Consider the following 18,402-nt stretch of genomic DNA (forward strand, 5'->3'; position numbering starts at 1 on the left):
ATCGAACAGATCTGGATCAGAAAAACCAGTTCAGGACTTAGAGCGCTACAGCTCGCCAATGAGATTTGGATCTGATCCGCGGATCACCATACCGGCCAGCGGTTTCTGAGTGCCGTATTCAAAGGCCTTACAGAAGACCGCACTCGATCACTAACCCAGACGGCCAGAAACCTCTTGCATCACGGGCGGCAACCACAGAAGGCCTGAGCCTAGCTTGATCGTTGAGAGCAGGACCGTGGTTGACGGAATTGTCGAGATGTCGGGTCGCTTGGCAACTGCCGAAGCAATCTGCCCGGACTGCGCTACCCTATCAACATCCTTCCACAGCCGATACGACCGCACACTTTCGGATTTGCCGATCAGCGGAAGCATGGTCCGGCTTCGTTTGTCGGTGCGTCGGTGCGTCGGTTCCGCTGCACCTACAAGCCTTTTCTCCGGCGCATGTTCAACGAGCCATTGGTGCCGCCAGTTGGCCGTCGATATGGGCACAGGGTAGGGGGCATCGCAGAATCTGGTCGTAAACGTACGCTACCCGGCGAACTGCAAGGTATTGCTATGCTTGATTATCTTCTTAGTCAGACACTAAGGGCATGCATGACCTCAAAACCCTTGATCGTGGCGTAGGCTGTTTCAACGATTTTAACCCGCGCACCGACCGTATCCATTGTTTGAGTTTGCCATGGTCGACCTCGATCACATTATTCAGATATTTGACTTGACGATGCACCGTAGCCTGGGGCAGTTTCCCCTCCTTCTTCAACGCCGTGATCACCAGACCATAGGTCGGCGCCTTGTCGGTGTTGATCGTCAGCGGCTGCTGCCAAGCTTTGAGGCCATTCAACGCCTTGCCCGGAAAGCGCTTCGGCACTTTGGCATTGCGCGTAGGTGAGAGGGAGAAATCGATCGTGCCACCATCCTTATCGACGGCACGATACTGGTAAGTCCAACGCTCTTTGACCTTGATGTAGATTTCATCAACCCGCCAGCTGCGCCAAATCGACGGACTTTTCCAATACCAGCGCAGCCGCTTTTTCCATTTCAGGCGCATAGCGCTGGACCCAGCGACAAATCGTCGAATGATCAACATGAGTTCCACGCTCGGCCAGCATAGTTTCAAGATCCCCGTAGCTGACCCCATAGCGGCAGTACCATCGCACCGCCCATAAGATCACTTCCCCACCAAAATGCCGCCCTTTGAAATCGCTCATTAGGCTGCCCCAAGCTAATCATGCTGAAGCTTCAATCTCCGGATCAAAGTTTGCAACAGAGCCATTGAGTTCACGCCTTGCTTCTAATAGGTTGGAATTGATGTTCGCAACCACATTGGTTCAAACAAGCTTCATATAAAGTCGATTCTAAGACCGCCGGCGCGTCCCGACTTGCTGACCTGGTCGAGCGCGATAATTGCGGCCGTGTTCCCAGTCCCGCCACGAGTGGTGGAGCCCAATCAACAACATCGAGTAAGTCGGGCCGGTGGTAAAGCACGTCAGTTTGAGCCTCCGCCCAGCGAGAGCGTCAAGATTGGGCGTATTGATCTCCCCTCCGAACGCGCTGAAGTCCGAATAGCTGAGGTCGTTGACGACGAAGACGACGAAGTGGGGCCGCTGCGCCTGCCGTTCCTTGCCTCCGCTGGCAGTCCGGCGGGAATCGTATAGCCTGCTGCCAGCAAAGCGAATTCCGTGCCAAATTATTCTCCCATAAGATCCCTGTAGCTCACCACTTGATACGCAGCGTCGCGCCTACCGTCCGGGGGTCGCCGACCGATCCGGAGATGAGACCGAACGTCCCAGGCGAGCGCGAGATGTAGTAATTCTCGTTCGTCAGGTTGCGGGCCCAGAATGCGAAGTCGTAGACCCCATCCGCCGTACGCAGCCCGATGCGAGCGTTGAGCAGGCCGTAGCCGGGCACATTGCCGTAGATGCTGTTGGTGGGCGTCGCATTGAACGACGAGCGGTGCAGGTAGTCGGCATGTGCGTAGGCCTCGAAAGTCTGGTCCAGCGGCTGCGCCGCGTCGGCGCCCAGCGAATAGGCGAATTTAGAGACGCCCGGCAGGCGCACGCCCGACAGGTCCTGGACCTGCACCGTGCCCGGTATCGACAGCTCAGGCCGCTGCGGCGCGTTGGCGTAGCTGACGTACTTGGCGTCGGTATAGGCGGCCGACGCGGTCAGGTTGATCCAGCGGCTCGGCGAGAAGGAGAGATCGGTTTCAATGCCCTTCGATCGGACCTTGGGGATATTGGCGATGTATTGGTTCGCCGCCGTGGTACCGGGAAACTGTTCCGAAATGTTGGCCTGGTAGTCCCTGATCTCGGTCAGGAAGGCCGCGGCGTTGAAGGTCACCTTGCGGTCGAACCACTGCGACTTCAGGCCGATCTCGTAGGCGTCGACGGTTTCAGGATCGACCGTCGGCCGGCTCGCGCCGCCGGCGGTGACGTTGAGCCCGCCCGACTTGCTGCCACGTGAATAGCTGGCATAGACCAGCGCGTCCGGCGTCACCTTGTAGCCCAGCGTCAGCAGCCCCGACACGGCATCGTCCTTGAGCGCGGCGTCGAAAGACAGGTTGCTGAGCTGGTTAGCGGGAGCATTGCGGATCGCGGTGACGGCTGCCGCCTGCGCGGATGTCAGCGTGGCGACGTTCACTCCGCTGCTGGCGTTCTGGAAACGCGAGAACGAGCCGTCTTTGTCCTCGTGGGTGTAGCGCAGGCCGCCGGTCAGCGTCAGGTCGTCGGCGATGTGCCAGTCGAGCTGGCCGAACGCGGCGTAGCTCTTGGTGGTCGGCTCCGAATAGCTGTCCGCCTCGAAACCGTTGAGAGCCAGCGCGGTGTTGGCGATCGTGCTGGCCGGCACGGTGGCCGGGTTGAGGTTCCAGGCGGCGAAGTCGGCGCCGTACTGGGTTGCGCCGTATCCGCGGATGACCTGCCAGAAGTAGAAGAGGCCCGCAACGTAGTCGATCTTGTTGTCGCCGTTGGAGGCTATGCGCAGTTCCTGGCTGAACTGGCGCTGGAAGTTCTGCTGCTGCGCCTTGAGGTTGACGGCAAGCGAGGTGCCGTCGCCATCGTTCGCTGGATACCAGTCCCACCAGCGATACGCCGTGACCGAGGTCAGCGTGGCCGGCCCCAGGTCCCAGTCGACTTGCCCGGAGACGCCGTAGCTCTCCATATTGGCCTGGAAGGGTGAATCTGCATTGCCCACCCGCTGGAAGGCGTCAGGCTCGGGCAGTGTATAGCCCGTGCGCGCGGCGCGGTCGAAGATATTGTTGGCGATGCGGGCGCCATTGGCATACGTAGAGAAGTAGCCGTCGATCAGGCTCAGCGAGTAATGCTGCTTCTGCTTCGAATAGTCGCCGATGATGCGGATCTTCACGTCGTCGGCGGGCTTGACCAGTAGTTGCCCGCGCACTGTGAAGTTGTCGTAGTCCTGCGCCTTGCGAAGATCATAGCGGTTGAGCAGGAACCCGTCGCGGTGGGTGTCGGCGAGGCTGAGCCGCAGCGCGACTTTGTCGGCTATGAGCGGCGCCGATCCCGAGAAGCGCACCTGGTGATAGCCGTAGTCGCCCAGCGTCGCCTCGCCCGTGAATTCGGGATCGAAGCTCGGCTCGCGCGAGGTCACGTTTATCGCGCCCGCCGTGGTGTTCTTGCCGAACAGCGTGCCCTGCGGCCCGCGCAAGACCTCGACCTGCGCAAGATCGACGAGGTCGAACTGCGACTGGCCCGGCCGTCCGTAGTAGACCCCGTCGAGGTAGAAGCCGACGCCGTACTCCAGCCCGTCCACCGCGAGCGAGGAGTTGGCGCCGAGACCGCGAATGTTGATGTTGCTGTTGCGCGGGTTGAAGCTGGCGATCTGCAGGCTGGGCACCAACTGCTGGATCTGATTGAGCGTAAAGTTGCCGGTGCGCTCCAGGGCCTCGCCGCTGACTACGCTGATCGCCACAGGGACATCTTGTGAGTTCTCCTCGCGGCGCCGGGCGGTGACGAGGATGGGGGCTCCGAAGCCGCCCTCCGCGTCCTCGGCGACCGCATCCGCCGTGCTGGCGTCGGCGGTCGTGCCCTCCGCGGCGAGCGCCGGGCTTATTCCCGCAAGCACCATCGCGGCGACGCTCGCATTCAGGAGCGCTAGGCGTCTGCCGGCGGGTTTGATGGTCTTCATGATCGTTCCCTGTTTTCCTGTGTTCTTGGCGCACGCCGGCTCTCTGCGTGACCGGCGCGCGGGTAGGCACGGCGGGAGACGGCGACTGGCCGGCTCCCGCGTGGTTGTCCTCAATGGATGGACCAGGCGGCTACGGGCCGCCCGGAGCGGTCAGCGCGAAGGGCGCTCACCCGCCGCAACAACGCGCACCAACTGCCGCTGGGCGTTGCCGTAGTCCGCGACGCCCTTGTGCTGGACGGCGCGGTTGTCCCAGATCGCGATCGTTCCGGGGCGCCACTTGAGGCGCACCTGATGCTCGGGCTGGGAGAAACGGTGCTTTAGATAGTCGAGCAATTCCCTGCCCTCGCCCTCGGGAAGTCCGACGAGTTCCTCGGTGAAGCCCTCGTTGACGTAGAGGACCTTCCGGCCGCTGAACGGGTGCGTGATCACCACCGGGTGCCGCACGCCGTTGTAGCGGCCGAGGTAGTCGTCGAGGTCGGCCTTGTCGGTGATGAGCTTGTAAGCCTTGCTGTTCGGCCGATGGATTGCGGTCAGAGTGTCGATCCGGTCTTTCACCTCCTGCGATAGCCCTTCGTAGGCAGAGACGCCGCTCGACCAGACGGTGTCGCCGCCAAGATCGGGAGCGATCACGCTGCGCAGTACTGACACGAGGTAGGGCTTCTCGAGCTAGGTGGCATCCGCATGCCAGGGCGTGCCGTAATAGGCGTTGGCATAAGGCCCGGTGTTCATCGGCTGGATGTCCTCGTCCTTGACGCCGCGCCGCTTGGCGATGCTGTCGGCGACGGGAGGGCCGAACACGCGGCCGATGGCGGCCTGCTGTTTGTTGTCGACGCCGGTGTCGCGGAAGAACAGGACCTGATGCTCCCACAGCAGCGAGCGCAGGAGCGCGGCGGTAGGCTCGGCGATCGGCGCGGCAAGGTCGATACCGCGCACGTCGGCGCCGAGATTGGCCTCGACCCGGATGACCTCGACGGCGCCGACGGCGTGAGTTTCGATGGCCTTGAGATTGGTGAATGCATTCATCGTAACGGTCCTTTCAACGGTCTGGAGCCGAGGCTCAGGATGCGGATGCGAGGTTCACCTGACGGTCGAGTTCGCGGCGGACGGCGGCATGGCTTGCCTCCTCGAGCGGGAAGCCGCGCAGCATGAGCGCGGAGGCAAGGTGCGCCAAAGCCGGGCCGAGCGCGAAGATCAGCAAGAGTGCGCTGAGGGCCTCGGGGCTCTGGCCGGCGGCGGCGGGATCGAACCCGGCGAAGGCGACCAGCGGGAAAGCAACCCCGACGGCGAGCGCCATGCCTGCCTTCATCGAGATGCTGAAGGTCGAGAAGAACAGCGCCGTGCGGTCCTGTCCGGTCTTCAGCCGATGATGGTCGGCGACGTCGGCAACCATGGCGCGCAGCATCAGGTTGCCTGATCCTTGTACGAGACCCTGTGCTATGGTCAGGCCGATCAGCAGGGAAAGATTCCCGGGTGTCACCAGCAGCAGCGAAAGGTTGATCGCCACCTGCACCAACTCGCCGGTGATGGCGGTGCGGTGCTTGCCGAGGCGGGCGGCGATACTCATCCAGATCGGCCCGGCGACGATGCCGAACACAAACTGCGAGAGCAGGAGGACCGCGCCGAGTTGCGGCAGGCCCATGTAGAAGGTGACGACGAACAGGAACAGGCTGCCGCGCACCCCCTGCCCGAACGTCACGGCGAGGTCGGAAAGCACCACGCGCAGCAGCAGCCTCTCGCCAGGATAAGGCGCAGCGTCTCGGTCAAGCGCGGGCGTTCGCGCTTGACGGGCGACGGTGCCAGTGGCGCGTCCGGGAAGGCGCGCAGCGTCAGGAAGGCGGCGGGCACCAGCGTCAGCAGGATCACTCCGCCCATCGCGGCAAGACGCAGGCGGTCGTCGCCGGGCCGGACCTGGTCGATCAGCGCGGGCAGAAGCATCACCAGCAGCAGCGCACTGGCGCTGGCGACGGTCACGAAAGTCGCGATGCGGGTGCGTTCGTGATAGTCGGTCGAAATCTCGCCCGACCACGCCAGGTATGGTATCTGGATCATCGCCCAGCCTAGGTAGAAGGCGAAGAGCGCAATACCGAGATAAAGTGGGGTCACGGCTTCCGGCGGGAAGAACAGCGCGATCGTCGCGAGGGCGTACACCACCATGCCGCCCGCGATCCACGGCCGGCGCCTGCCGAAGCGGCCGCTGGTGCGGTCGCTGAGCATGCCCACCACCGGATCGGCGAAGGCGCCCCAGCAGATGCGGAGGACGTGCTACAGGACGCGTTCCTCCGCTGGGCCCGGACGGACAGAGAGGCGGTGCGCGTCCCTGCCGCTTTCCTGCGCCGCATGGTTACACGCCTCTGCCTCGACCACCTCAAATCCGCTCGTGTGAAGCGGGAAAGCTATATCGGCCCCTGGCTCCCCGAACCGATCGTCGAGGAAGAGCCAGTGGAAGATGTCACCCTGCCCCTCATGCTGGCGCTCGAACGCCTGTCTCCATTGGAACGCGCAGCTTTCCTGCTCCACGATGTCTTCGGTGAAAGTTTCGAGGATGTCGCACGGTCCATCGGTCGGGACGCCGCCGCCTGCCGTCAACTCGCAGCGCGCGCGAGGGAGCATGTGCGCAAGGAGCGGACCCGCTTTCCCCTCGAACGCAATCATGGATTAGCCATCGCCGCGGCCTCTTTCGAAGCGTCCCGCGCCGGCGACGCAACCCGGCTCAGCGCGCTTCTCGCCGACGATGTCCGCTTCCATTCAGATGGCGGCGGCAAACGCCCTTCCGCAGGCAGGATCCTCGACGGCGCCGCAGAGGTCATGCGCGGCCTTTCTGCAATTTTCCGCTTGCGAAATGGCGCGCCCGAACTGGACCGGCTGGCTTTTGTGAACGGTCTGCCCGGCTTCGTGACGCGCGAGCCGGACGGCATGCTGCAAACGACAGCCCTTCTGATCGAAGATAGCAGCGTGAAGGCGATCTATATCATGCGTAACCCCGACAAGCTCCGACACGTCGAAGGAGCGGTCCACTAATCGCCAATTCGAGGGCGGTAGAGTCAGGAAGTGGCGCGGTGTCGTGCGGCGCGCCTGTGGGGCTTGCCAGACGATCCGTTTCCACTCCCTGCTCATCGAACCGGACGTGCAGATCTCCCGCATCCGGCTCTCGGACAAGATATCACGCCTTCACCCACGGCGGGCTGCGGCCAAGTTCGCCAGACGTACGAGGCCGAAGCGCTCGTACAGCTCAGGGTCGTGATAGGCTCCCTCGCGCTTTCGTCTGGTTTTGTGCTTGGCCCGCAGCCACCGGCGCAACCGCACCACTGTGTAACTGTCGATGGCCCGATATGCCCTGCTCGTGGTTCCAACCAAGAAGTAGTTGGCCCATCCGCGCAGCACCCGGTTCATCTTGGCCACAAGGTATGTGGTATCCTGCCATGTACGCGCTCGGTCTGTCAGCTCGTGGATCGTAGCGATCACGCGCTGGATGCTTTTCTTTGATGGCCGGTGGCCCATGTAGGCTTTGCCGGTTTTCGCGGAGTACATCCGACCAAACGTGTAGCCCAGAAAGTCGAACGTCTCGTCCGGCACCTTACAGATACGTGTCTTTTCCTCATTCACTGTCAGCTTCAGCTTTTCCATGAGCCTGCGCATGTGATCGAGCGCAGCTTCCGCATTGCCCTTCGCACAAAGGATCACGAGATCATCAGCATAGGTGACGAGCCGCGCGCCTAGACGTTGCCCAAGACCGAGCTTCCGCCACCCCAACACGAACCGGCGCATGTAGAGATTTGCCAGCAGTGGTGAGATGGGTGATCCTTGCGGGATGCCGCGCCGCTGATCGCGGGCCTGCGTCGTTCGTGTCTTCCTGCCCTTGTCATCTGTTTCTTCGACAGCGCATTCCAGCCAAGATTTGATCAGATGCAGAACGCGCGGATCAACGATCCGGCGCTATACCGATTTCATCAACTCAAGGTGCGGGATGCTGCCAAAGTAGTCGGCAAGGTCGGCGTCCACGACATCCGGTCGGCCGTAGAAGAGTTGCTCTTCCACCTCAACCACGGCCTGCTGGGCGTTGCGCCCGGCTCGATAGGCGTAGATCTCAGGTGGGAGGTCGGCTTCAAAGATCGGTTCAAGCACCAGCATCGCTGCCGTCATGCAGACCCGATCCCGCACGGTGGAAATGCCCAGCGGCCTGAGTTGGCCGTTGGCTTTTGGTATGTAGACCCGTCTGATCGATTCCGGTCGGTACGTCTCCTCTTTGAGCGCAAGCGCCAGTTCCGCCAGCCATCGCTCGACGCCGTAGTCCTCGATATCCGCAAAGTCCTGTCCATCGACACCCGGTGCGCCCTTGTTCGAGCGACACTGGGCATAGGCATGAGCCAGAACGTCATCGCGGCTGATCTTGTCGTACAGTGCGTAAAACCGATAGCCGGCTTCTGCCTTCGCTTTTGCGTGCAACGCCTTCTGCCGTTTTTGGACGCTTATCGGAGTTGATAGGTTACCCAATCTCCTGTCCCTCACTACTTGTTACGCTCATCTTGAACTGAGGCTCCTTCCCTCCACCGACATTACTCGGCTTCCTCGGTACTACGGGCCTCTCCGCCACCCCATCGCGCCCTTCCCTCCCTCGCGGGCGTCCGATTGCCGATCACTCGGCACGCCATGGGGCTTCCCGTGTTGCGCGCACTTTCCTTGCGTACATGCTGTCGCCACTACCCCGGTGCAGCAGACAGGTTCAACGTCGCTCAAACTCGCCCGTCCATATCAACCTTCCCCGTAAGGGTTAACGGGTCGGCCTGCACATCGTCCTTTTCGAGGATTGCTCAGCGTTCACTCACGTTACGGCCTGTACGCTCGCACGGTCACCTACGTGACCGTTATCCGGGGGCTTCAGACATTTCGTCACCTCCATGCCTGCCCCGGTTGCTTCCGGCTGCAGCATCGCCGGGTGGGCCTCTCACCCACTAGAAAGTGCCGCCTTTGCACAGCGCACACCCCTCCCGGTCACTCAGCAGCCAATTTTACGCTCCCAGGTGCGGACCGGCTACTTTCCTATTTGGGTGCCTTGGACTGCCCGATAGGAGACTGTCCAGTTCAGAGCTGGAATGGTGGGATAGTTTGACACTCACACCGCAGCAACTCCCGACAACGCCGGCCACTCCCTGCCCAGCTCCGGACGGCAGCTATTGGCAAAGCGGATCTCAGCGCATCGAGATCGAACTTGGCGCTTTGCGTTATAGCAGGAAAATAAGAACGTATTGCAGCTGCATGCCGTATTCCCCGGCGGCAAATCAAAAGGGTTTTGACAAATTCAGGCTACAAGGCATTGATCCGGGCACGTTCTGCGGCGAGATCGGCTTTGTCCAGAGGGACGTAGCCTTCGTCTTCGCCGACATGCCGAGCAATGATCGCCTGCCCCTCATCGGACAAGAGGAAGTGCAGCAGTCCCTTCGCTGCCGGATCGAAGGGGCGGCCGGGAGCCCGGTCGACGTAGATGTTGAGGAAGTACGAGATAGGCCAGGCGCTACGTGCCTTGCCATTGGTTGGCAGCACGAAAGGCTGGCCTTCGCGCGATGCGAGCGGCAGGACGCGGGCTCCTGCGGGCGCAGTGCCGCTGTCCATCCATGTAGCATAGCCAATGCCCAGCGGATCGGCAGCGATGGCTTCGACGATAGCCTTCCCGCTCGGCATGGCCTGATAGCGCGCGCTGAAGAGCAATCCGCCGAGCTTGGAGAGCCGCATCGCCGAGCCGAAACCGCCGTCGTCGCGGGCGCCGTAGACGTGGATCGGCCCGGCCGGAATGCCCAGCGCAGACCAGTCGGAAATGTCGCCGCCGGGTGCTCCCGCTGCGAATATCCGCTTCACGCGCTCCGTCGACAGTCCGGCAAGGGGGTTGCGGGCATTGACGTAGATCGCCGGGGGCGTCTTGCCATCGGCGCGCGGGCCGTGGCTGGCATAGGCGACGCGGATGCGGACCGGGTCGTAGCCCTTGGCCTGCCGGAAGCCGTCGAGATCGTTTTGCCACAATTCGCGGCCCATCGGGGCGAAGGCTGTCGTCCCGGCGGTAAGTGCGGGTATCGCGGTCGAGGAACCGCGCAGATCACCGGTGAAATGCACCGAAGGCGCATGCAGTGCATAGGCAGCGAGGATTTCTGGCATGATCGTCGTCAGCGTATCGCTGCCGATGATTGCAAGGCTGCCATCCGGTGCGACATAACCCGGTGCGCGTAGCGCGTATGTGGCGGTGGGCAGGCCGGAAAGCTGCTGCCGCGCGGATGCCAGGGCCGCAGCATCGAGCGGTTTGTACATCGCGAGCGCTGCGCGAAGTCGAGTCTGTCCGGCGTCCGACAACAGTTCCCGCAAGACCGGGCGCACCCGTTCGTCCACGGCGCCGTCCTTGTCGCAGCGGGCGTAAAGGAACAGGCCCTGCATCACCGGGACCGCCGCAGGCAGACCCCCGGAAAAGCGGCGGACGGCGGCGCGCTCGATTGGCGTCATCTCGCGCGGGATCACGGCCAGCGCAACGACGCCCTGTGTCAGCAGCGGCATCGCCCCGGCAGAGCCTACGATCCTTGCTGCCAGGGCGGGGCCTGCCGCCTCGGCAGCAGCGCTCGCCTCGGGGCCGCCGCCGATCAGCAGCCGTCCATCGGCGAGCACGTACCGTGCGAGCAGGGGCTGCGCTTCCGGTATCGGGCCGCTGTCCTGCGCGGCGGCAGGGACCGCCAGGAGCGCAGCGGCTAACGCGAGGGGAAGAGGGTGCATCACTTGCGCGCCGTGCAGGTTTTGGCGCCGGCGCGGGCCCAGTGTATCGCCGCGTCGAACAGCGCGCGGCCAGTGTCGGTCATGCGGGTGAAGCTGTTGTTCTCCATGCCGATGAACACCCGCCGCGCCGGGGCGAGATGATCGTGATCCATCGTGGCGCCCGCCTCGTATCCAAACAGGGTCGCCTTGTCCGGCTCGCCCGGCCAGGTCATGATGATGTCGGCGCCGAGCCCAGGCCTGCCCCAACCTGCCGGCGTGCGCGCCTCGGTCCAGGTGCCCAGGCCTGCGGGAATACCCGCTGCCATCGGATGCGGCGCGCGTACCAGCCAGAAATAGTGCCCAGTCTCCAGTTCGCCGAAATCGGTGTCGCGGCGCAGGCCGGTCATCCACAGGTCGTCGAGCAGGTCGTTTTCCCAGGTGACCAGCGGCACGCCCATGTCGCGCCAGCGCGTGATCGCCGGGCGGTTGGCGGTGAACTGGTTGGAGCGGATGGTCGATGACATGACCACGAGGTCGAAGCCGCAAGGGTCCGGCCCGCCGCCCAGGCCCTCGCTGGTGGTGACGGTATAGCCCATCGCCTCCAGCTGTGCCTTGACGGCGGGATCGGCGGAGCCGCCCGGCGGATCGGCGCGCATCAGGAACAGGATGCGCCCTCCCCTGGCCGCGGCAGCGTCCGCCGCCACGGCCGGGGCAGTGCCCATTGCCAGCGCGAGCAGCGCGGCGGCGAACGCCTTTCGCATCGTCAGAACCCTCCGCTCAGGCCGACGAGGAAGCTGCGGCCCTCGCCCGGCGTGATCTGGGCGCGCGAGACGGAGCTCGACAGGTAGTACTCGTTGGTGATGTTCTTGACGTTGACTGTCAGGCGCACCTTGTCGGCCAGCTTGTACCACAGGCTGCTGTCGAAGCGCGTGAAGCCGCCGATCGAGAAAGTGTTCTCCAGATTGCCCTGGCGGTTACTCGCCGCGAAGACACCGCCGCCAAGGCCAAAGCGGCTGAAGGGGCCGTCCATCGGCTCCAGCGTAACCCACAGGCTGCCGCTCCACTTGGGTACGCCGATCAACTGGTTGCCCTTGGCGTAGTCGGTGGAGGACCGCACGGTCGCGTCGGTATAGGCGCCGTTGGCGATGATCTTGACCGCAGGGGTGATCGAGCCGGACATGTCCAGTTCCACGCCCTGCGAACGCTGGACGCCTGCATTGATGTTGTAGCCGACGTTGTTGGGATCCTGCTGGGTCACGTTTTCACGCGTCAACTGGTAGACCGAGACCGTCGATGCAAGCCGGCCGCCGAACAGTTCGGCCTTGATGCCCGCTTCGTACTGCTTGCCCTTTTCGGGATCGATCGGGCTGCCGTCGATGGTCGGCTCCGGCTTGGACTGGAACGAGCGGGTGAAGTCGGCGAACAGTGAGACGTTTGGCACCGGTTTGAACACCACACCGACGCGCGGTGACCAGGCCTTGTCGTCGGAGGCGTACTGGGTGGTGCCATAGTCCGACTGCTGCGCGTGATCATAGCGCACGCCGGCCAGCAGGTTGAAATGCTCGCCGATGTCGATCTGGTCCTGCACGTAGCCCGACAATGACTTGGAACGAACGGTACGGTCCGCTGCGGGAACCCAGGTGCCCGGAGTCGCGCCGTAGACGGGAGCGTCGATGTTGATTGCGGCCAGTGTAGCACGGGCGAACGTGCGGAAGCGAAACGATTTCACGTACTCGCCGCCGACCACCAGGGTATGGCCGATGCCGCCCGTGGAGAAGCGCGCGACCATGTCGGCCTGCGCATCGTAGTTGTGGTTCTGCTCGTGCTGTTCGACGGCGGTGCGGGTGACGGTGCGTGCGCCAGTGACGGCGTTGACCGCGACGGTGCTGCCGTAGTTGATGCCCAGCAGGTCGAGCTTGCCTTCGTCGTAGTGGCCGATCTGGCGGATCGTCAGCCAGTCCGCCAGTTCGTGCTCGATGCGGTAGTTGAACTCGTAGCGGCTGGATTCGGTGGTCGCCCAGCTCTCGCCCAGAAACCGGTCGCGGGGCAGGTTGACGACCAGATCGCCGTCGGCGCCGACGGTGGCCACGATGCCGCGATCGGTCTGGTTCTGCTGGTGCGCATAGGTCAGGCTGGCGATCACGCGGGTGTGGTCGCTGGGCTCCCACAGCACCGAGCCGGAAAGGAACTGGCGGCGGTAAGGCTGGAACACGTCGCGGAAAGTGTCGCCGGTCTGGGCCGCGGCGATGAAGCGCACCGCCAGCGTCCTGGCGGCGTCCACCGGGCCGGTCACATCGATCTGGCCGCGCGCGAAATTATTGCTGCCACCTTGGACGGAGAAATTCATGCCCCTCTCGAAGCGCGGCTGCTTGGTGACGATGTTGATCAGGCCGCCCGGATCGCCGCGTCCATAAAGCACCGAGGCAGGGCCTTTGAGCACTTCGATGCGCTCGACGTTGGCGAGGTCTCGGTAGCTGTCGTTGGTCTCGATCGCCGGGCTGAGCATGATCGAATCAATCGCGTAGTACGACGAGCGAAAGCCGCGAATGGTGAAGCTTTCCGAACGGTTGCCCGCGTCGGTGCCGGCCTGGATGCCGCTGACGTTGCGCAGCGCGCTGGTCAGGTCGAGGATTTGCTGATCGTCGATGACGTCGCGCGGTACGAACTGGATCGACTGCGGCACGTCCATGATGTTGGTGCCGGTGCGCGTGGCGGTGGTCAGCTGGTCGACCTTGTAGTCTTCGCTGCGCGTACCGAGTACCGTGATCTCAGAGGAACTGACGTCATGCGGAGCAGCATCCGAGGCTTCGTCGGCAAGGGCAGGAACAGTCGCGGCGGTAGCCAGAACGAGGGCAAGCGCGGTCGCCCCGGCGCGGTGGCCCGGATGGATTTCGAACATATCTTTGGTGCTCCCCGAGGGTGATCTCGATTGTGCGGCGCACATATTGCGATTGCGAATTGATTGCAAGAGCGTTGGACGACAGGATGCCGCCATTCCTCCAAGCAGGACATCAAGCCCAGGCTCGCTGTTCAGTGAGGAGAATTTTGGTCGTCCGCTTCGCCTGAGTGACCTCGGGGGCGTGCTGGAAGCACCACCAATGCAATCAATGACATGGCGAAATTGCTCATCCTTCTGCACTGAAGCGCCAAGGCGACTTCGTACCATGCACGAGGGTGGCTAAATCAATTACGCGGTGTCCCAACCTTGGCCGATCCCTGGCAACCGCTGCTGCATAACCCCGAATGTCCGGTTTTGGGAACGACTAGCGGGCCATCAAGTGGCAAAAAGGGGCGCAGGCAGGTTGGGCAGCCGCTCGGGTGCAATGGCCGATAGGAGAATGTCCGGTCCGGAGCTGGATTGGTGGGATAGCTGACACTCACGCCGCGATGCTCACGACCACGTTCCGCCAACCGCTGGCCCAAGTACGAACGTCTGCTTCTACCGGAGGTCTCCGTCCGTGGGCCGGATTTAGCCAAGCAGCTTCGCACTCACCATTGAACGAGTTTTTTGAGCATTCGGGCGGTGCCGGCGCGCCAGCATTCTATGCGAACATGCGACGCCTCCTCAATCGCGATAGCGTACGGCAGCGACGAATGCCGCGAGAGCCGGCGACTGTTGTCGTCTGCTAGGATAATAGAGATGATAACCTGGGAACGGCGGGCACCATTCTTCCAGTGCTTGCACCAGCTCCCCCCTTTCCAAATTAACCTGCAGATAGTCCTTGGGCAGGTAACACAACCCCAGACCATCGACGGCTGCCTGTCGCACCAAGGCAATGTCGTTGACGATGAGTTGGCCCGCGACCCGCACATTCAAGGCGCGGCCATCTTTTTCGAGGTCCCATACCGAAATACCTCCCTTAGCCTGATGACGAAGATTAATGCATTTGTGGCCGGCAAGTTCGTCCGGTGTATGCGGTAACCCATGGCTTGCAAAATAGGTGGGAGAGCCTGCCACGGCCATCTGCATCTCAGGACCGATGCGTACGGCGACCATGTCCTGAGCCAGCGTTTCACCTAAGCGAACCCCAGCGTCGAACCTCTCGGCAACAATGTCCACGAACCCGTTGTCGACCGTTAGTTCTACCGTCAGGTCCGGATAAAGCGGCAATAATCTGGCCATGGCAGGAATCAAGATACTCTCGGCCGGCTGGTCACCGGTAGTGATCCGCAGCGTCCCGGCCGGTTTGTCACGCAGTTCGGTCAAACCTTCGAGTTCCGCAGTCACCTGATCGAAGTGCGGTCCGACCCTCTCTAGCAGGCGTTCTCCCGGGTCCGTGGTCAAGACGCTCCGACTGGTGCGCGTCAGGAGACGCACGCCGAGGCGTTCTTCCAGCTTGCGGATCGTATGGCTCAGAGCCGATGGGGAGACGCCCAGCTTCCCCGCGGCCCGCGTGAAACTTCACTCCCGGGCCACGGCCAGGAATGCGACCAGGTCTGCCATCGTATCCCGGTTCATTGTTGAATCCTGCTCACAGCTGCATGCCAATCATAGTGTCTAATCGAATTGATCCAGCAAGCCTAAATGTTTGGGCATGGCAAAGACCCCAACTCATTTTGAAACCGAAGCAAGCCCGGCTCGATCCCCATCGAGAGGCGAGTGGCCTGCGGTTTTTGCGCTCACGCTATGCGTTTCCACCCTGATTGCGTCGGAATTCATGCCGGTCAGCTTGCTGACACCGATCGCTTCGGACCTTCAGGTAAGCCAAGGCCAGGCAGGACAGGCACTCGCAGTGTCTGGCATCTTTGCGGTTGTCACCAGCCTGTTCATTGCTTCGGCAACGCGCAACATCGACCGCCGCTCGCTGCTGCTATGGCTCACCGGGTTGATGATTGCCTCCGGTGCCATCGTCGCCTTCGCGCATAGCTATCCAATTTTCATGGCCGGCAGGGCGCTGCTGGGTGTCGTCATCGGAGGATTTTGGTCGATGTCGACGGCGACCGTCATGCGGCTCGTACCCGAGGACGCAGTTCCACGCGCGCTTGCCCTGCTCAATGGCGGCAACGCGTTGGCAACGACGATTGCGGCGCCGTTGGGTAGCTTCCTTGGCCAGTACATCGGATGGCGCGGTGCATTTTTCTGCATCGTGCCGCTCGCCGCAGTCACGCTAGCCTGGCAGTTCTTCACGCTTCCAAAGATGCCAAGCCGCGAACGGACGAGCGGCGGGGCGACCTTCAAGGTCCTGCGTCGGCCGCAGGTGCGGCTCGGCATGGCTGCCGTGGCACTGTTCTTCATGGGGCAGTTCGCGTTGTTCACCTACTTGAGGCCATTCCTGGAGACGGTCACCACTGTCGATGTCTCCACGCTCTCGCTGATGCTGCTGGGGCTGGGCCTTGCCGGCCTCGCGGGATCCTATGCAATCGGGTTCGCGCTCAAGAGATCTCTCTACGCACTGCTAATCGTAATGCCTTTGACCATGGCTGCTGTAGCCGCAGGATTGATTATCTTCGGCTCTTCTCCTGTCATCGTTGCTGCACTGCTCGTGCTCTGGGGCGCGATCGGCACCGCCGCTCCGGTCGCTTGGTGGACATGGATGAGCAGAGCATTGCCTGACGAAGCGGAGGCTGGCGGCGGGCTAATGGTCGCAGTGATCCAACTCGCGATCACGCTCGGCGCCTCGCTCGGCGGAATCCTGTTTGATCGGCTTGGTTATCAAGCAACCTTCATCATGAGCGCCGCGCTGCTGATCTCGTCGGCTCTCGCCGCGCTCCTCGCTTCGCGGAAAGCCATGGCCCGCTCCGATGGCAATGAAACCCCAATCGCCGTCACGGCGGCTAGCTGCCTGTCGTAAACCACATGATTGTCGTGCGGTGGCCGATAGGCGATTGTCCTGGTTTTGAGCTGGGATGTGGTGATAGCTGCCGTTCGCACGTGTCGCCTACCGAGCAGATTACGGCATTCAGGGGGACGGGCGCGAACGGCAGGTTTACGGAAAATTGCCTTACGCTTCCCACTGCCCGGTCGGCGCCCCGTTCGTCCGGGCCTTCTCGAAACTTAGTAAAACATCTGCATAATGGAGATTCGCGGCTCTGCACTCATCCTGTTAGCGCCGGATAATCGGTATACCCCTTTTCGGTCCCGCCAAAGAAGCTGGGCTGATCGGGTAGGTTTAAGGCTGCGCCCTGCCGAAATCGTTCAGGAAGGTCCGGGTTTGCAATGAAGGATCGCCCGAATGCGATCAGATCGCCGCGGCCGTCGGCCAACGCCTTTGATGCCGTGGCATGCTCATATCCACCGGCCAGGATTACCGGCCCTGAAAAGCGGCGACGCAGATCGAGGATCATGACGTCCCAGGCAGGGTCGACCTGATCGTCCTTGACCACGCCGATGATCTCCGGCTCGACGAGATGGAGATAGGCGAGGTTTCGCTCGTTCAGCGCGTCAACGATATGCCCATATGTGGCTTCCGGTGTGACATCGCCCATTCCCATGAACCGACCGAGCGGCGTCAGGCGAACACCAACGCGCTCTGCACCCACCGCCTCTGCCACAGCATCGGCGATTTCTAGAAGGAACCGTGCGCGGTTCTCGCTGCTACCGCCATATTGATCCTCGCGGTGGTTACTGTTGCTGTTGATGAACTGGTCGATCAGATAGCCGTTGCCGCCATGGATTTCGACGCCGTCCATGCCCGCTGCAATTGCGTTGCGCGCAGCCTGGGCGAAGTCCTCGACGATGCCCCGGACCTCCTCGGCTGACAGCGCGCGCGCCAGGGGCGTCTCGGCCCAGTCTCCCTGACCGGCATCACCGGCCACGAACGTCTTGCCGCCTGGAATTGGCACGGCACTTGGCCCCACTGGCTGCGCACCATCGGGCTGGACGCTGGGATGTGAAACGCGCCCGGTGTGCCACATCTGCAGGAAGATCCGGCCACCTTCGCCATGAACGGCGTCGGCCACGGCGCGCCAACCGGCGATCTGGGCGGGCGTGTGAACGCCGGGCGTCCAGGCATAGCCCTGCGCCTGCCCCGAGACCTGAGTGGCTTCGGTGATGATCAATGCGGCGCTGGCCCGCTGGCGGTAATATTCTACCATTAGCGGCGTCGGCACGTTGGCATCGACGGCGCGGGCGCGGGTGAGCGGAGCCATGACGATGCGGTGCGGCAGCTCCAGAGCGCCGAGCGACATCGGTGTAAACAGATCGGTCATAGTCATCTTTCGTGGAAGGAAGCGGGGGCCAAGCGCAGCGTGTCGGCGCGGGGCTTATTTCGGGTGATAGTCCATGCGGGCAATGCGCCAGCCATGGGCAGGATCGCGGCGCGCCTCGATCAGATAGTGCGCTACGTAAGAGGGTTCGCCGTCGGCTGCGTCGGGCTGGCCTGGCGCGATCCGGCCCAGGGGCATGCTGGCGGTGTCGCCCTCGACATCGATGCTTACCGGCGCGCCCATATGCTGCATCACCGGCCACGGCATACGGAAGGCCTTGAGTGTCGTCAGCAATTCGCGGCGGCCATGCAATTGCCCCATCGGCGTCAGGATCGCCGATACGTCGTCAGTGAAGCAGGCGTCGAGCAATCCGAAATCGGCCTG

The 18,402-nt window shown here is 62.7% G+C and carries 13 protein-coding genes and 4 pseudogenes; 3 read left to right on the forward strand and 14 right to left on the reverse strand.

Annotated features, from left to right (window positions below; genetic code table 11):
* Window positions 1-256: 256 nt before the first annotated feature.
* Window positions 257-496: a transposase family protein gene (locus GVL61_RS25475; RefSeq protein WP_368667135.1), complete on the forward strand. Its 240-nt coding sequence runs from the start codon at window positions 257-259 to the stop codon at window positions 494-496.
* An 88-nt stretch (window positions 497-584) separates the two neighbouring features.
* Here the strand turns inward: GVL61_RS25475 and GVL61_RS19805 are convergent.
* The 5 genes and pseudogenes from GVL61_RS19805 to GVL61_RS25290 all read right to left on the reverse strand — a co-directional run.
* Window positions 585-1,208 (reverse strand): annotated as a pseudogene (locus tag GVL61_RS19805) (IS6 family transposase); the annotation flags it as partial.
* Window positions 1,209-1,713: 505 nt separating this feature from the next.
* On the reverse strand, window positions 1,714-4,146 hold the full coding sequence (locus tag GVL61_RS19810) for a TonB-dependent receptor (protein WP_159982390.1): 2,433 nt from the start codon (window positions 4,144-4,146) through the stop codon (window positions 1,714-1,716).
* Between the two features lie 150 nt (window positions 4,147-4,296).
* Window positions 4,297-5,169: pseudogene (locus tag GVL61_RS25120) on the reverse strand (TauD/TfdA dioxygenase family protein).
* 34 nt (window positions 5,170-5,203) lie between these two features.
* The gene (locus GVL61_RS25285) at window positions 5,204-5,863 is read right to left on the reverse strand and encodes an MFS transporter (RefSeq protein ID WP_255456516.1); all 660 of its coding nucleotides are present in this window, start codon (window positions 5,861-5,863) and stop codon (window positions 5,204-5,206) included.
* Entirely contained in the window at window positions 5,839-6,360 is a 522-nt protein-coding gene (locus GVL61_RS25290) for an MFS transporter (protein ID WP_255456517.1), read from the reverse strand. The genes GVL61_RS25285 and GVL61_RS25290 overlap by 25 nt, the downstream gene beginning before the upstream one ends.
* Before the next feature lie 12 nt (window positions 6,361-6,372).
* Between GVL61_RS25290 and sigJ the strand changes: the two genes are divergently transcribed.
* Complete coding sequence (gene sigJ, locus GVL61_RS19830) at window positions 6,373-7,164, forward strand: RNA polymerase sigma factor SigJ (RefSeq protein ID WP_159982437.1); 792 nt, start codon at window positions 6,373-6,375, stop codon at window positions 7,162-7,164.
* Between the two features lie 150 nt (window positions 7,165-7,314).
* On the opposite strand, the gene GVL61_RS25480 is transcribed toward sigJ, so the two are convergent.
* The 7 genes and pseudogenes from GVL61_RS25480 to GVL61_RS25490 form a co-directional block, all read right to left on the reverse strand.
* Complete coding sequence (locus GVL61_RS25480) at window positions 7,315-8,073, reverse strand: reverse transcriptase domain-containing protein (protein ID WP_368667136.1); 759 nt, start codon at window positions 8,071-8,073, stop codon at window positions 7,315-7,317.
* A 6-nt stretch (window positions 8,074-8,079) separates the two neighbouring features.
* A complete protein-coding gene (locus GVL61_RS25485; protein WP_200844872.1) occupies window positions 8,080-8,637 on the reverse strand; it encodes a reverse transcriptase domain-containing protein in 558 nt (185 codons plus the stop codon).
* A gap of 810 nt (window positions 8,638-9,447) precedes the next feature.
* The gene (locus tag GVL61_RS19840; protein WP_159982393.1) at window positions 9,448-10,893 is read right to left on the reverse strand and encodes a PstS family phosphate ABC transporter substrate-binding protein; all 1,446 of its coding nucleotides are present in this window, start codon (window positions 10,891-10,893) and stop codon (window positions 9,448-9,450) included.
* Complete coding sequence (locus GVL61_RS19845; RefSeq protein WP_159982394.1) at window positions 10,893-11,633, reverse strand: hypothetical protein; 741 nt, start codon at window positions 11,631-11,633, stop codon at window positions 10,893-10,895. The genes GVL61_RS19840 and GVL61_RS19845 overlap by 1 nt, the downstream gene beginning before the upstream one ends.
* Window positions 11,634-11,635: 2 nt before the next feature.
* Complete coding sequence (locus tag GVL61_RS19850; protein WP_159982395.1) at window positions 11,636-13,771, reverse strand: TonB-dependent siderophore receptor; 2,136 nt, start codon at window positions 13,769-13,771, stop codon at window positions 11,636-11,638.
* Between the two features lie 666 nt (window positions 13,772-14,437).
* Window positions 14,438-15,100 (reverse strand): LysR substrate-binding domain-containing protein, encoded by a 663-nt coding sequence (locus GVL61_RS19855; RefSeq protein ID WP_368667137.1) that lies wholly within the window; start codon window positions 15,098-15,100, stop codon window positions 14,438-14,440.
* 48 nt (window positions 15,101-15,148) lie between these two features.
* Window positions 15,149-15,262 (reverse strand): annotated as a pseudogene (locus tag GVL61_RS25490) (LysR family transcriptional regulator); the annotation flags it as partial.
* A 145-nt stretch (window positions 15,263-15,407) separates the two neighbouring features.
* Between GVL61_RS25490 and GVL61_RS19860 the strand changes: the two are divergent.
* Window positions 15,408-16,664 carry an MFS transporter gene (locus tag GVL61_RS19860; protein WP_159982396.1) on the forward strand — a complete coding sequence of 419 codons (1,257 nt, stop codon included), beginning with the start codon at window positions 15,408-15,410 and terminating at the stop codon, window positions 16,662-16,664.
* A gap of 244 nt (window positions 16,665-16,908) precedes the next feature.
* Here GVL61_RS19860 and GVL61_RS19865 read toward each other — a convergent pair whose 3' ends face one another.
* The gene (locus GVL61_RS19865; protein WP_159982397.1) at window positions 16,909-18,021 is read right to left on the reverse strand and encodes an alkene reductase; all 1,113 of its coding nucleotides are present in this window, start codon (window positions 18,019-18,021) and stop codon (window positions 16,909-16,911) included.
* A 54-nt stretch (window positions 18,022-18,075) separates the two neighbouring features.
* Window positions 18,076-18,399, reverse strand: a pseudogene (locus GVL61_RS19870) (nuclear transport factor 2 family protein); the annotation flags it as partial.
* Between the last annotated feature and the right edge of the window lie 3 nt (window positions 18,400-18,402).

The organism is Novosphingobium sp. 18050 (genome assembly GCF_902706195.1).
Lineage (GTDB): Bacteria > Pseudomonadota > Alphaproteobacteria > Sphingomonadales > Sphingomonadaceae > Novosphingobium.

Excerpts from the sequence above, each read along its gene's own strand:
- GVL61_RS19845 (WP_159982394.1), bottom strand. The coding sequence starts at position 11,633 with ATGCGAAAGGCGTTCGCCGCCGCGCTGCTCGCGCTGGCAATGGGCACT.
- GVL61_RS19850 (WP_159982395.1), bottom strand. The coding sequence starts at position 13,771 with ATGTTCGAAATCCATCCGGGCCACCGCGCCGGGGCGACCGCGCTTGCC.
- GVL61_RS25475 (WP_368667135.1), top strand. The coding sequence starts at position 257 with ATGTCGGGTCGCTTGGCAACTGCCGAAGCAATCTGCCCGGACTGCGCT.
- GVL61_RS25290 (WP_255456517.1), bottom strand. The coding sequence starts at position 6,360 with ATGCTCAGCGACCGCACCAGCGGCCGCTTCGGCAGGCGCCGGCCGTGG.
- GVL61_RS19810 (WP_159982390.1), bottom strand. The coding sequence starts at position 4,146 with ATGAAGACCATCAAACCCGCCGGCAGACGCCTAGCGCTCCTGAATGCG.
- GVL61_RS19860 (WP_159982396.1), top strand. The coding sequence starts at position 15,408 with ATGGCAAAGACCCCAACTCATTTTGAAACCGAAGCAAGCCCGGCTCGA.
- GVL61_RS19865 (WP_159982397.1), bottom strand. The coding sequence starts at position 18,021 with ATGACCGATCTGTTTACACCGATGTCGCTCGGCGCTCTGGAGCTGCCG.
- GVL61_RS19840 (WP_159982393.1), bottom strand. The coding sequence starts at position 10,893 with ATGCACCCTCTTCCCCTCGCGTTAGCCGCTGCGCTCCTGGCGGTCCCT.